Source organism: Candidatus Methylomirabilota bacterium (assembly GCA_035936835.1).
In the GTDB taxonomy this organism is placed as follows: Bacteria; Methylomirabilota; Methylomirabilia; order Rokubacteriales; family CSP1-6; genus AR37.
Genome location: DASYVT010000008.1, coordinates 47894 through 60764, shown reverse-complemented (window position 1 = coordinate 60764; position 12871 = coordinate 47894). Strand labels below are relative to the sequence as shown.

Below are 12871 nucleotides of genomic sequence, written 5' to 3'. Positions count from 1 at the left end.
CTGGTTCGAGTCCGAATAGCTGGCAACGGATTCCTCGGTGCCGGTCACGAGCTGCACCCGGACCAGCCTGACCTGTGTGTTATCCGCGGCCGGAGTCCCGGTGTTGGTGGAGCCGACATAGGCCGAGAAGTATGTCAGGTTGAAGGTCACGACGCCGCCGATGAGCGGCGTCGTCACACCGTCAAAGGTTCGGTTGAGCACGGCGCCGGCGAGCTGGTACCGAACCGTGTGGAGGATTTCAACCCCGCCTTGCACGTCTTTATACTGGAAACTTATGTCCGTGGCGCTCGGGATCGCGGTCACGACCGTGGCTGAGCGGAGCTCGCGGACCATCAGCTCGAGCGCGATGCGCCCGTTCTGCTGGGCCTCGACACGGTGGGAGCCGATGAGGTAGGACTGCTGGCCCGCCATCTGCACAGTCAAGAGCCCGGCCAGCATGAGACCCAGAATGGCGATGACGACGAGCAGCTCCCCCAACGTGAAACCGCGCTGATCACGTACGAGTAGGAACATGGCCTTCACCGCTGGGCGATCAGCATGGTGACGATGGCGCTCTTCGTGGTGCCGGCGGCCGCGACCCCGGTGGCGGTCGATGGCCTGTAGCTCACGGTCACGACGACCTGCCGGAGCCCGACGTTCGGGCCGCCGACGCCGCCGGGACAGGGATCCGCAGGCTGGGCGGCGGTGATGCGAACGGTCCGTGTGTAGTCGCCGTAGGGCGCAGCCATCGGGCTCTCGTCCGGGAAGGTGGTGAGGGCTCCGGAGGTCGGAGCGACGGATGCCGACGCCGAGACGCCTAGGGTATCGGCCACCGGACACTGCGTCCACCGCGCGTTGCTTACTTGTTCGAGCCGCTGATTGGCAAGGAAGGTTGCCGTCGACAGTTGCCGGCCTTCCTGGATCCCGTAGCTGGCGGACGGTACGGCCGAGAGCAGGCCGACCAGGCCGACGGCGATGATGACGCAGGCGATTAGAATCTCCGCCAACGACATCCCGGCCTGGTCCGCAGCGACGAATCGGAGCGCGCGACGCATTTACGGACTCGTCACCCGGCCACTGAGCGCGATGGAAATCGTGTTTGTCTCATAGGTGGTCGAGTTGGTCATGGTGTAGGTTGTCGCCGCCACCGCCGTGCCCAGGTAGTCGAAGGTCACGTTGTTGAGCGGCCCGATGGTGAATCCCTGCGGCAGCTTGATGTTGCCGGCGCCGTCCGTGCCCGGGCCGGTCCAGACAGTGCCGGCGCAGGTGCTCAGGCGCAAGACCATCTGCGTGTTGGTCGGCATGGTGACGCAGACCCTATCGTTCTGTTTGACCGCGAGCGCGCGGGCCTGGCTGAAGAGCGTGATGACCTGCTGGACATCCGCGCGCGCCGCGGCCGCCTGATAGTAGCGAACGAAGAATGGGACGGTCATGACGGAGAGCACGCCGACGACGGCGATGACTACGACCAGCTCGGTGAGGCTGAAGCCGGCCTCTCGGAAGGGGCGCCCGCCCGCCTTCCTCGCCACGCCATGAGCCGCCCGAATCATGCCCCTGCCTCCGGCAAGTACCCCGGCTCGCGAATCTCTTCGATGACACGGTCGATGCCCATGCGCGCGTTCGCCTGGGCGTCGACCTTGTTCGCGGTGGCGGTGGCGCTCTTCAGGCCGACCACCTTCAAGGCCGCGACACGGGGACTCATGTGTGGTTCGCGATGAGGGTGGACAGCCGCACGCTGCGCTCGGTAGTGAGCGCTCCCCAGGCCACGATCGGCCGGTAGAAGACCTCGACGTCCACCCGCTTGCGGGCGATGTTGCCGTTGACGGGGGGGGAATCGGTGATCATGACGTGCGTGCGGTACCCTGGAGCGTTCGGGATCGCACCGTAGGCCTGGTCGGGAAAGCAGCCAGGTGTGATATTGGCGAAGCCCATGCACGCGGCCAGCGAGTTGCCGAGGGCCGTCGCGCGGATCTGTTCGAGGCGCTGCTCGGCCAGGAAGGTCGCCGTCGGCTGCTGGCGGCTCGTCTCGACGCCCTGGATGGCCGTGGCGAAGCCCGCCCCGACCGCCACCAGACCGAGAGAGATGACGAAAACGGCGGCAAGGAGCTCGACCAGGCTGAAACCGGCCTGGCTTGGGGAGATCCTGATGCCTCGCACGAGTCTGTTCATGGGTGACTATATGTCTCCTGCTAGAGACATAGCAAGGCCGATGCCACTCGGGACCGGCGAGCCGCCACCGCAAACGCCCTGTAAGTGACTGTTCGAAAAAGCTTCCTAAAACGGTGGCGTGGCTCGGGGCTCGCCATCAGTGGGGGGGTGGACCCACCGCGACACCCGGGCGACGGAGAGTGTCACCCGAGAGGGGCTCGGCGGATGCCCCTGGATGGAGCGCGCTTGCTGCCCTCAGGGACGGAGCGCGGCAGACTGCGGGCCGGTGGCGCTATGGCAGCGGCTCGCGGTGGTTCAGCAGCCGGAGGGCCCAGCCCGACGGGCCCCGCTCGAGCACGGACAGCGCCGCGTAGTCCTGACCCAGCGCCAGGATACGCTCGGGACGAATGCCCAGCGCCCGGCACATGACGATGCGGTTCGGGCCGCCGTGTGCGACGACTAGGACGCGAGAGCCCGGGTGGCGGGCAGCGATGCCCTCGAACGCGGGCCAAGCCCTCGCCGAGACGTCCGTCAGACTCTCTCCCCCGGGAAACTGGAATCGGCCGACGTCGGCCATCCACGCCTCGAAGGCCGCGGGGTCGAGCGCCCGGATCTCGGCCGCTGTCAGGCCCTCCCAGCGCCCCATGGAGAACTCCCGGAGCTCCGGCAGCGGGACGGCCTCGAGCCCGTGCGGCGCCGTCAGGATCTCGGCGGTCCGTCGCGTGCGCGCGAGGTCGCTGGAATACGCCGCGGCGAGCTTGGCGCCCGCGAGCCGCCGTCCCAGCGCCGCCGCTTCGGCTTCGCCCATCGGCGAAAGCGGCACGTCGAGATGGCCGATGAACCGCCGAGTTTCGGCGCCCACCACGCTGCCGTGCCGGACAAGGTAGATGGTCGTCCGCACGGTCTTAGATGACGCGCAGGTGAATCAGGGCCGCGGCGGCGACCAACGTCGCGAGCTCGCCCACCTCGACGGACGAGCCGAGCGCATCGCCCGTGAGGCCACCGAGGCGGGAGGCCACAAACACCGCCCAGAGAAGCATGCTCGCAAGGGCGAGGCTCAAGAGGAGCCCGCCCCACGGCCCGAGGAGCGCGGCTGCCAGGATCCAGAGGCCCGAGATGGACACGGGCGCCACCCACGGCGACAGACCCTCGAGGAAGGCCGCGCCGACCCCCTGACCAGGGCTCGCCGCCGGGAACAACGGGCCGATCAGAAGCGGCGCGAGGCGGCCTGCCGCCGGCGCCAGCAACAGCACGGCCGGATGGCGGCCCGTGGGCAGCGCGTCGAGCGCGCCTGCCGAGATCAGGAAGCAGAGGACGATGCCGGCGGCGCCGAAGACACCGATACGGCTGTCCCGCATGATGGCGAGCCGTCGCTCGGCGTCGCGGCCCGCGAGGCCGTCGAGGACGTCGGCGAGACCGTCGAGGTGGATGCCGCCGGTAAGAACCTTCCACAGCCCAATGACCAGTATGCTTCCCAGCAGCGGCGGGAACAGGAACGCGAGGAGCTGGTCGGCCGCGGCGAGGCAGGCGCCGAGCGCCACGCCCACGGCGGGAAACCACCACGCGGCACGCCCCAGCGCCCCCGCGCCCGTCGCCTCGCGCCCCGGCACGGGCACGATGGTCAGAAACCGGACCGCAAGAATCAGGTAGCCCACCGCGTGCCGTAGGCGAAGGGACTCAGACGGGGAGAACGGGATTCCTGCGCGGTGGGAACTCGAGCTGCTTGCCCTGGGCGTACTCGAGCCGCTTAATGAGCTCGCCGCGCAGCTCCGACCCCGCGATGATGCCGTCCACCAGCATCTCCGAGGCGAGCTTGTAGATGTCCACGTCCTGGACGTACTCCGCGCGCTTCTCCCGGACGTAAGCCGCGCGCTCGCTTTCCGGCAGCTCCATGATCTTGTTGTAGTAGACGGCGTTGACCGCCGGCTCGGGCCCCATGATGGCCACCTGCCCCTGCGGCAGGGATAGCGCCGCGTCGGGCTCGAAGGCCGGGCCGCACATCGCGTAGAGCCCCGCGCCGTAGCACTTGCGCACGACCACGGAGATCTTCGGCACCGTCGCCTGCGAGGTGGCGAAGACCATCTTGGCGCCGTGGCGGATGATGCCCGCGCGCTCCACCTTGGCCCCGACCATGAAGCCCGGGACGTCGGCCAGGTAGACGAGCGGGATGTTGAACGCGTTGCAGAGCCAGATGAAGCGCGCGCCCTTGTCGGAGGAGTCCACCATCAGCACGCCGCCCTTGACCTTGGGCTGGTTGGCGACGATGCCGGCTGCGCGGCCGCCGATGCGGGCGAATCCGGTAATGATCTCCTGGGCAAAGAGCCGCTTGATCTCGAAGAAGGAGCCTGCGTCCACGACCCGATCGATGACCTCGTACATGTCGAACCACTTGCGCTGGTCGTACGGGACGATCTGTTCGATCGGCCTGCCCGGCACGGCCTCGCGGGCTTCGGTGCTCGCCGGCCGCTCGCGATACGACTGGGGCATGAAGGCCAGGTATCGCTTGCAGAGTTCGATCGCGTCCTCGTCGGAGCCCGCCAGGATGTCGCCGCAGCCCGACACCGAGCAGTGCATGCGTGCGCCACCGAGGTCCTCGAGCGAGACCTTCTCGCCGATGGCCATCTCGACCATGCGGGGAGAGCCGACGTACAGGCTCGCCTTACCGTCCACCATGATCACGCAGTCGGTCAGAGCCGGCAGGTAGGCAGAGCCGGCCGGCGACGGGCCGAAGAGAATGCACACCTGGGGGACGACGCCGGAGAGCTGGACTTCATTGTAGAAGATGCGCCCGGCATGGAAGCGGCCGGGGAAGATCTTGATCTGCTCCGAGATGCGCCCGCCCGCCGCGTCCACGAGATAGAGCAGCGGCACCTGCAGCCGCTGGGCCCGCTCCTGGATGCGCACGATCTTCGCCACCGTCTTCTCACCCCAGGAGCCGGCCTTGACCGTGTAGTCGTTGGCCATGATGCAGACTGTGCGCCCGCCCACGGTGCCGACACCGGTGACCACGCCGTCGGCGGGCGTATCCGCCTCCAGGTTGCGGGCGAAGAGGAAGTCCTCCTGGAACGGAGAGCCCGGGTCGAGGAGGAGCTTCAGACGGTCGCGGACGAAGAGCTTGCCCTCGTCCTTCAGCTTGTCGCGGTACTTGACGTGGCCCTGCTCGATGCGGGCGCGCTCCCGGAAGTAGCGCTCCTCACTCACGGCCGGCCCCCGTCCCGCTCACTTCGCCGGGGGCGCGGTGATCGGATCCGCCCAGATGATGATGATGAGCACACCGTTGCCGTGGCGCGGGCCGCCGACGATGGCAGGCGCGCCCGGGGCGGCGACGATGTTCGAGGTCATGACCGACTTCTCGCCCTTGAGCAGCCGCACCTGCATGCGGACCGACTTGCCCTGGAGGTCCATCGGCGTGACTTCGAGCGAGCGGTCGCCCGGGGCAGGCAGGCGCCTGGAGGCGCCGAACTCGACGTCCACATTGTGATGTTCGAGCGGCGTGTAGTCACTGTAGCGGAAGAGCTTGCTCAGCCGCGGCACGATCTGCTTGAGGCGCTCGTCCATCTTGCCGACGGCGGGGCCGGCGGGAGCCGGCGCCTGCTTGCCGGCCGCCGCGGGCTGAGGAGCGGGAGGGTTCGAGGCCTGCAGGACCCTGACCTCGAAGTGGACCGTGCCTTTCGGAGGCGCCGTGACGGGCGGAGGCGCCGCGACCGGGGCCGGCGGAGGCGTTTGACCCGAGGCCGGCGACCATGCGGCGACGCCCGCGAGCGCGGCCGCGAGACACACGAGCACGAGCAGCATGGGCCCGAGCGCGCTCCGCAGCCGCTTGCGCGCGTTGTGAAGCCTCGACATCACCGTTCCGATTGGGCAGTTGAGCACGGATGCGATCTCGCGGTACGAGAGTCCCTCGACGTCACTGAGCATGATAATGGTTCGCGCGTTGGGCGGCAAGGTATCGAGCGCCTGGCGGATGCGCAGGCGCCGCTCGGCGCCCAGCGCGGCCTGGTCGGGCCGCTCCCCGTGATCCAGCGCCGTGCGCTCCCACTCCTCCGCGGGCACTGGCTGGCTGCCGAACGCGCGTGCCTGGGCGCTCCGGGCGCGCAGCCGGTCGGTCGCCACGTTCATGGCGATGCGGAAGAGCCAGGTGTAGAAAGCCGCGTGGCCCCGGAACGATGCCAGCGACTGGAATGCCCGCACGAAGGCGTCCTGAGCGCAATCCCATGCCTCCTCGCGATCGCGCAGCACCTGGAAGGCCAGGCGCCACACGCGCTGCCGGTACTTCTCCACCAGGGGCTCGAACGCCGCGATGTCACCCGCGCGACACCGCTCGATGAGGAGGCGCTCGTCCAGGTCCGCGGAGCCCGGAGAGCCTGCGCCGTCGGGTGGCATCGGCGGATCCGCGGGCGGCGTCACAGGCGCCCCTGGCGGCCCCCACGCCTCCCGCCACGACGCGGATTAGACGCCGGAAGGGGGACCGACATTCACCGCGGGCGCCGGCTCGGCCGGCCCGCGGCGGCCGACTGGAGCGCCGCGTCCACGCCCAGGAGGTAGCTGGCGGGGCCGAAGCCCGCGATCTGTCCCCGCGCCACGGCTGCGATCACCGAATGGCGACGGAAATCCTCCCGCCCGTGGAGGTTCGAGAGGTGGACCTCGACGACGGGCACGGAAACGGCGGAGACCGCGTCGCGCAGCGCGAGGGAGTAGTGGGTCAGCGCGCCGGGATTGATGACGATGGCCCGGAAGCCCTCGCCTGCGGCGCCCTGTATCCAGTCGATGAGCTGGCCCTCGTGGTTCGACTGGCGGCAGACCGCCTTGGCGCCTCGGCGCACTGCGTGGCGCCGGATCTTGCCGTCGAGCTGTGCGAGGGTCGTGCGGCCGTAGACGGCAGGCTCCCGCGTCCCCAAGAGATTGAGGTTGGGCCCGTGGAGTACGAGGACAAGGGCAGCCGATGAACGTGCCATGGCGGGGAAAGTATACACTGGCCCCTACGCATCGGCCTCGGGCTGGTGCGCGGCCGGCAGACGCGAGGCGATGGCGTCGCGCACTTGACGCCCCAGCACCCGGGCCGCCACACGCGCGTCGGGCTCCTTGGGCGGCAAAATGACCGGGTGGTAGACGATGGTGAGCCTTCCGGGTCGGGGCAGGACGCGTCCTGGGGGCCACGAGTCGTGACCACCCAGGATAGTCACCGGCAGCACCGGCACCTGGAGCGACGAAGCGAGGCGAAAGGCGCCGGGGCGGAAGCGCTGGAGCCGGCCGTCTGGGCTGCGCGCGGCCTCGGGAAAGATCATCACGCATTGCCCCGTCTGGAGCAGGCGGACGGCTTCCCGCGTGGAGCGGGGATCGGCCGATTTCAGCTGCACCGGGAAGGCGCGAAGCCGGCGGATCAGCCAGGAGAGGCCCGGGACCTCGAACAGCGCATCCCACGCCATGAAGTGCACGCGGAGATGGATGGGCAGCGACACCAGGACGGGGTCGGCGTACGTGACGTGGTTGGGCGCGATAATGAGCGGCCCGTCCGTCGGGATGTGTTGGATGCCCTCGAGCTGGATCCGCCAGTAGATCCGGGCCCCGAACCGGATGAAGGGACGGAGGGTGTCCAGGACGGGAGTGCGCACGGCCAGAGTGTGCCACGGAGATCGCGATGGAGACAATGGAGCGCTCAGCCGGAAAGCCGATCGTGATCGCGCGCGGCGGCGCGTCGGCCGAAACGCCCGAGCACACCATCGCAGCCTTTGAGGCGGCGCTGACCGAAGGCGCCGACGCGCTCGCGCTGCGGGTGCGAGTGTCGAAGGACGGCCATCCCGTGGTCTTCGGCCACGCCACGCTCGAGCGGACCACCGACGGCTGGGGCCCCGTGGCTTCGCTGACCGTCCGCGAGCTCAAGCGGCTCGACGTCGGCAGGTGGAAGGGGCCGCGCTTCGGCGGCCAGCGCATCCAGACGCTTCAGGAGGTGCTCGAGCGGTTTCGCGACCGCACGCGCTTCTGGATCGAACTGCCCGACGGCGCCGCCGCGGGGAGCGCTATCGAGGAGCGCATCGTCTCGACGCTGGAGATCTACGAGGCCGTGGAGCGCTCGCTCGTGCAGTCGGCCGACCGGGAGGCCCTCGGCCGCGTACGGACGCTCAGCCCCGCCGTCCCGCTCGGCGCGCTCTGGAGCGCGGGCCCGCTCGACGCGGCGCTGCCGGCAACCGGAACGGTTGATGCGCTATGCCCGTCGGTGGAGGTGCTCCGAGCGGCGGACGTTGAGACAATCCGGGCGGCGGGGCTCAGCTGCTATGTCTGGACAGTCAACGAGCCGGCCCTCGCGGACCGGCTCATCGGCTGGTGCGTTGACGGTATCCTCACCGACCGGCCCGGGCTCGTGCGTGCTCGGGTCGACCGGCTGTAGTCGTCGCTTAGTCGTCCTCCGGCTCGTCCTCGTCAACACCCGCGCCGACGAGCGCCATGTGACGCGTCATCCGCTCGAGGCGGTCCTGGCAGCGCACGCAGGTCATCACCTCGGGCATGGCCTTGAGGCGGGCGGGCGCGATGGCCTCGCGGCACTCCTGGCAGACGCCGTACTCGCCGTCCCGCAGCCGCTCGAGCGCCTCGGCCAGCCGGTTGGCGCGCTCCACGAGCAGGCTCCGCGTGGCGAAGCTCATTTCGCGATCCTCGTTGATCTGGATCACGTCGACCTCGTCGGCCAGCTGGCTCGTGTCGCCCAGCGCGTTCATGGTCTGCACGGACGTGGCCGTCCCGCCCATGTGGCGGATGCGCTCGACCGTCCGGTTCAGTTCCGCTTCCAGCTTCTTCTTGATGTCTTCCACGTTGGTCTCCCCCCTGGGCGGTTCGCCCTCTGGCTGCCCCCGCCCGGCTGGCTTGGATGAGTGCAAGCCCCATGCCGCAGCCTTCGTGGAGAGAGACGGCCAAAAATGGGGAATATTCTGGCCAGAAAGCGAATTGATCCGGTCCAGCCGGGCAAAGTGCCCCTATTGGGTGGGAAAAAAGGTCACCCGGACCGCCAAATAGTGAAGACAGTACCCAGGATCGGCAGGACTTGAGGAGGGAACGGACACGCCGGGACGCTAAAACGACTGGGCCCCGGGGATCCCTATAGGAGGGTCCCCCGGGGCCGTCTGCTTGATGCCGGCGGAGCCAGCCGCCCTATGCCCTATGCGATGACTGGTGCAGGGTCGCGGACCCCTCCGCCCAGATGCTGTTCTTCCGTGTCTCGGGCATCAGGAACAGGGCGAGCAGGAACATGACCGCGGGAAGCGCGATGGGATAGATCAGCGCGTAAAGCAGGGGATTGCTGGAACCCGCTTGCACCGCGGACGCGTACGACGCGGTCGTGATGATCGGGACGAGACCCCCGCCCCAGCCGTTGCCGATGTGATAGGGCACCGACACCGAGGTGTAGCGGATGCGACCCGGGAAGAACTCGGCCAGGAACGCCCCGATCGGGCCGTAGGTCATGCCGACGTAGTTGACCAGGATCACGACGATCAGGATCGACATCGGGTAGTTGATGCCCACCTTGGGATCGGCGTAGTTGCCGAGGGCGGTGTAGAGCGGGTAGTACGTGATGGACGCCAGGGCCATGCCACCCAGGATGATCGGCTTGCGCCCGACCTTGTCAGAGAGCCAGCCCCAGAAGATAAGGGTCGGGGTGGCGATCAGCAGCGCGATGCCGATGATGTAGCTCGAAGACAGCACGTCGACGTTCTTGACCTTCTGGAGGAAGAAGAGCGCCCAGAACTGGCCGCTGTACCAGACGCATCCCTGCCCCAGCACGACGATGCTGGCGACCACGATGTACTTGAAGTTCTTGCTGAGGAAGGCCTCGCGCCAGGGATTCGTCGTGGTCTGCCCCTTCGCCTTGATGTCCTGGAAGACCGGAGTCTCCGCGAGCGTGAGGCGGATATAGATCGCGATCGCGACGAGGAGGAGGGAGATGATGAACGGCACCCGCCACCCCCACTCGGCGAAGGCAGCCTCGCCCATGTAGCCCCGCGTGCCGATGATCACAGCCAGCGATAGGACGATGCCGAGCGTGGGTGAGGTCTGGAGCCAGCCCGTATAGTACCCGCGCCTTTTGTCCTCGATGTGCTCCGCCACGTACGTGATGGCGCCGCCGTACTCGCCGCCGAGGCAGAGGCCCTGGATCAGCCGGAGGCCGAAGAGGATGAAGGCCGCCGAGAGACCGATCTGGGCATAGGTGGGGACCATGCCGATGACCGCGGTCGACACTCCCATGCCGGTCAGCGTGACGATGAAGGTGTATTTCCGGCCCACCTTGTCGCCGAGCCAGCCGAACACGAAGGCCCCCAGCGGCCGGATCAGGAAGCCGACCGAGAAGATGGCCACCGTGCTGAGGAAGGCCGCCACCGGGTTGGTCTTGTCGAAGAACTTGACCGCGAGGATCGAGGCCAGGCTGCCGAAGATGTAGAAGTCGTACCACTCGATGATGTTCCCCACCGATGCGGCGATTACGACACGACGGAGCTCTTTGCCCGTAACGTTAAGAGCCGCCATTGGCCTCCCCTGTTGTCAGGTGCTCTGGAGTCGGTTTCAACCCCCTCCCCTGCGTCCGCATGGACGCCCAGGAGGTGCCTCATCCCCTAGCACGGCCAGTGCCAGCCGGGGGTGCAGGCTAACTACCCAGAATCAGAGGCTCAGGGCCGCGAGAACGGCCGTCGAGCTTGGTGAATTTGCCGTGCCGTCTTGGTATCAGAGCCCTATTCCTCCTCCCCGTACTGGTCCTTCAGCCGGGCCACGACCGCCGGATCGGCCAGCGTGGTCGTGTCGCCGAGCGCCTTGCCCTCGGCGATGTCACGCAGGAGCCGCCGCATGATCTTCCCACTGCGGGTCTTCGGCAGATCGGAGGCGAAGAAGAGGTCGTCGGGGCGCGCTAGCGCGCCGATCTTCTTGGTCACGTGCCCCTTGAGCTCCTCCATCAGCTCCTTCGTGCCCGTCGTCCCGTCCTTGATGGTGACGAAGGCGGCGATGGCCTGCCCCTTGATCTCGTGTGGGCGGCCGATGACGGCGGCCTCGGCCACGAGCGGGTGGTCCACCAGCGCCGACTCGACCTCCATGGTCGAGATGCGGTGGCCTGAGACGTTCATGACGTCGTCCACGCGGCCCAAGAGCCAGAAGTACCCCTCCTCGTCGACCTTGGCGCCATCACCCGTGAAATAGATGCCGGGGTAGCGGCTCCAGTACTGTGCCTGGTAGCGCTGCGGGTCACGGTAGATGCCGCGGAGCATGCCGGGCCATGGCTTCTTGAGCACGAGGTAGCCGGTCTTGGCGGGTAGGCCCTTGTCGTCGACCACCTCCGCCACGATGCCCGGGAAGGGCCTGGTCGCCGAGCCTGGCTTGAGCGTGGTCAGGCCCGGCAGCGGAGTGATGAGGATCTGCCCGGTCTCCGTCTGCCACCAGGTGTCCACCACGGGGCAGCGGCCGCCGCCGATCACCTTCCAGTACCAGACCCATGCCTCGGGGTTGATGGGCTCGCCGACCGAGCCGAGCAGCCGCAGGCTCGAGAGGTCGCAGCGACCCGGATACTGGTCGCCCCAGCGCATGAAGGTGCGGATGGCCGTCGGCGCCGTGTAGCAGATGGTGATGCCGTGCTTCTCGATGATGCGCCAGAAGCGGTCCTTGTCTGGCGTGTCCGGTGTCCCCTCGTACATGACCGTGGTCGTGCCGTTGGCGAGCGGGCCGTAGACGACGTAGGAGTGGCCCGTGACCCAGCCGATGTCGGCGGTACACCAGAAAACGTCGGTGTCGTGCAGGTCGAAGACCCACTTGGTCGTGGCGTAGACGCCGGTGAGGTAGCCGCCCGTGGTGTGCTGGATACCCTTGGGCTTGCCCGTCGAGCCCGAGGTGTAGAGCAGGTAGAGCATGTCCTCGGCATCCATCTTCTCGGGCGCGCAGTAGGCGTCCGCCCCCTTGACGAAGTCCTCCCACCAGACGTCGCGGCCGGTCTGCATGTTGACCGGCTGGCCGGTGCGCTTGAGCACGACCACGATCCCGACGTCGGGGCACTCCGTGAGTGCCTCGTCGACGTTCTTCTTGAGAGGCACGATGCCGCCGCGCCGCCAGCCGCCGTCCGCCGTGAGCAGCACCGTCGACTGGGCGTCGTGGATCCGCTCGCGGATGGCGTCCGGCGCGAAGCCCCCGAAGATGACGCTGTGGGGAGCGCCGATGCGCGTGCACGCCAGCATGGCGATCGCGGTCTCGGGCACCATGGGCATGTAGATGGTGACGCGATCGCCCCGCTTGACCCCCGAGCGCTTGAGGGCGCTGGCGAAGCGATTGACCTCGCGGTAGAGATCCCAGTAGGTCAGCGTCCGGGTGTCGCCCGGCTCGCCTTCCCAGATAAGGGCGGCCTTGGTGCGCCGGGCAGTATTAATGTGGCGGTCGAGGCAGTTGTAGGAGACGTTGAGCTTGCCGCCGACGAACCACTTGGCGTAGGGCGCCTTCCACTCGAGCCCCTTCTTCCACGGCTTGAACCAATCGAGCTCCCGGGCGAACCCCTCCCAGAACTTGACCGGATTCTTCGCGGCCTGGGCGTAGATCGAGGCGCTCCTGGCGTTGGCCCGCTTGGCGAACTCCTTCGGCGGCGCGAACTTCCGCTTCTCCTTCAGGAGGGCCTCGATGGGGGTGCCGCCGCCCGCTGCCTTGGTCGCCATATTGGACGTGCCTCGCGTGATGGGTGGAGTCGATGATCGGCGCGGCATCGCGCCCGCTATCTTCTAAACCAAGTCCC

At 68.1% G+C, this 12871-nt stretch carries 15 protein-coding genes; 1 reads left to right on the top strand and 14 read right to left on the bottom strand.

Features of this window, described 5'->3' with window-relative positions:
* The 11 genes from VGV06_00590 to VGV06_00540 form a co-directional block, all read right to left on the bottom strand.
* A partial coding sequence (locus tag VGV06_00590) for a prepilin-type N-terminal cleavage/methylation domain-containing protein (GenBank protein ID HEV2053650.1) occupies positions 1 to 513 on the bottom strand: 513 nt, incomplete at its 3' end.
* A gap of 5 nt (positions 514 to 518) precedes the next feature.
* Entirely contained in the window at positions 519 to 1034 is a 516-nt protein-coding gene (locus VGV06_00585; protein HEV2053649.1) for a hypothetical protein, read from the bottom strand.
* The gene (locus VGV06_00580) at positions 1035 to 1529 is read right to left on the bottom strand and encodes a prepilin-type N-terminal cleavage/methylation domain-containing protein (GenBank protein HEV2053648.1); all 495 of its coding nucleotides are present in this window, start codon (positions 1527 to 1529) and stop codon (positions 1035 to 1037) included.
* Positions 1526 to 1660: a hypothetical protein gene (locus VGV06_00575; protein ID HEV2053647.1), complete on the bottom strand. Its 135-nt coding sequence runs from the start codon at positions 1658 to 1660 to the stop codon at positions 1526 to 1528. The genes VGV06_00580 and VGV06_00575 overlap by 4 nt, the downstream gene beginning before the upstream one ends.
* 17 nt (positions 1661 to 1677) lie before the next feature.
* Entirely contained in the window at positions 1678 to 2148 is a 471-nt protein-coding gene (locus VGV06_00570; GenBank protein ID HEV2053646.1) for a prepilin-type N-terminal cleavage/methylation domain-containing protein, read from the bottom strand.
* A gap of 271 nt (positions 2149 to 2419) precedes the next feature.
* Positions 2420 to 3028, bottom strand: a complete 609-nt coding sequence (locus tag VGV06_00565; GenBank protein HEV2053645.1) for a histidine phosphatase family protein — start codon at positions 3026 to 3028, stop codon at positions 2420 to 2422.
* Between the two features lie 4 nt (positions 3029 to 3032).
* Positions 3033 to 3782, bottom strand: coding sequence for an adenosylcobinamide-GDP ribazoletransferase (gene cobS, locus VGV06_00560; protein HEV2053644.1), 750 nt, complete (start codon positions 3780 to 3782; stop codon positions 3033 to 3035).
* A gap of 22 nt (positions 3783 to 3804) precedes the next feature.
* On the bottom strand, positions 3805 to 5328 hold the full coding sequence (locus VGV06_00555) for an acyl-CoA carboxylase subunit beta (protein ID HEV2053643.1): 1524 nt from the start codon (positions 5326 to 5328) through the stop codon (positions 3805 to 3807).
* 18 nt (positions 5329 to 5346) lie between these two features.
* Positions 5347 to 6510 carry a sigma-70 family RNA polymerase sigma factor gene (locus tag VGV06_00550; protein HEV2053642.1) on the bottom strand — a complete coding sequence of 388 codons (1164 nt, stop codon included), beginning with the start codon at positions 6508 to 6510 and terminating at the stop codon, positions 5347 to 5349.
* A gap of 92 nt (positions 6511 to 6602) precedes the next feature.
* Positions 6603 to 7082: a type II 3-dehydroquinate dehydratase gene (aroQ, locus tag VGV06_00545; protein ID HEV2053641.1), complete on the bottom strand. Its 480-nt coding sequence runs from the start codon at positions 7080 to 7082 to the stop codon at positions 6603 to 6605.
* A gap of 24 nt (positions 7083 to 7106) precedes the next feature.
* Positions 7107 to 7739 (bottom strand): lysophospholipid acyltransferase family protein, encoded by a 633-nt coding sequence (locus VGV06_00540; protein ID HEV2053640.1) that lies wholly within the window; start codon positions 7737 to 7739, stop codon positions 7107 to 7109.
* Positions 7740 to 7765: 26 nt separating this feature from the next.
* On the opposite strand from VGV06_00540, the gene VGV06_00535 reads away from it, so the two are divergent.
* Positions 7766 to 8512 carry a glycerophosphodiester phosphodiesterase family protein gene (locus VGV06_00535; protein ID HEV2053639.1) on the top strand — a complete coding sequence of 249 codons (747 nt, stop codon included), beginning with the start codon at positions 7766 to 7768 and terminating at the stop codon, positions 8510 to 8512.
* Positions 8513 to 8519: 7 nt separating this feature from the next.
* Here the strand turns inward: VGV06_00535 and VGV06_00530 are convergent, their stop codons facing one another.
* The 3 genes from VGV06_00530 to acs all read right to left on the bottom strand — a co-directional run bounded on the left by VGV06_00530 (position 8520) and on the right by acs (position 12794).
* A complete protein-coding gene (locus VGV06_00530) occupies positions 8520 to 8930 on the bottom strand; it encodes a TraR/DksA C4-type zinc finger protein (protein ID HEV2053638.1) in 411 nt (136 codons plus the stop codon).
* 337 nt (positions 8931 to 9267) lie between these two features.
* Positions 9268 to 10638 (bottom strand): MFS transporter, encoded by a 1371-nt coding sequence (locus VGV06_00525; GenBank protein HEV2053637.1) that lies wholly within the window; start codon positions 10636 to 10638, stop codon positions 9268 to 9270.
* Between the two features lie 203 nt (positions 10639 to 10841).
* On the bottom strand, positions 10842 to 12794 hold the full coding sequence (gene acs / locus VGV06_00520) for an acetate--CoA ligase (GenBank protein ID HEV2053636.1): 1953 nt from the start codon (positions 12792 to 12794) through the stop codon (positions 10842 to 10844).
* Between the last annotated feature and the right edge of the window lie 77 nt (positions 12795 to 12871).

Excerpts from the sequence above, each read along its gene's own strand:
- VGV06_00525 (HEV2053637.1), bottom strand. The coding sequence starts at position 10,638 with ATGGCGGCTCTTAACGTTACGGGCAAAGAGCTCCGTCGTGTCGTAATC.
- VGV06_00580 (HEV2053648.1), bottom strand. The coding sequence starts at position 1,529 with ATGATTCGGGCGGCTCATGGCGTGGCGAGGAAGGCGGGCGGGCGCCCC.
- acs (HEV2053636.1), bottom strand. The coding sequence starts at position 12,794 with ATGGCGACCAAGGCAGCGGGCGGCGGCACCCCCATCGAGGCCCTCCTG.
- VGV06_00570 (HEV2053646.1), bottom strand. The coding sequence starts at position 2,148 with ATGAACAGACTCGTGCGAGGCATCAGGATCTCCCCAAGCCAGGCCGGT.
- VGV06_00585 (HEV2053649.1), bottom strand. The coding sequence starts at position 1,034 with ATGCGTCGCGCGCTCCGATTCGTCGCTGCGGACCAGGCCGGGATGTCG.
- VGV06_00535 (HEV2053639.1), top strand. The coding sequence starts at position 7,766 with ATGGAGACAATGGAGCGCTCAGCCGGAAAGCCGATCGTGATCGCGCGC.
- aroQ (HEV2053641.1), bottom strand. The coding sequence starts at position 7,082 with ATGGCACGTTCATCGGCTGCCCTTGTCCTCGTACTCCACGGGCCCAAC.
- VGV06_00550 (HEV2053642.1), bottom strand. The coding sequence starts at position 6,510 with ATGCCACCCGACGGCGCAGGCTCTCCGGGCTCCGCGGACCTGGACGAG.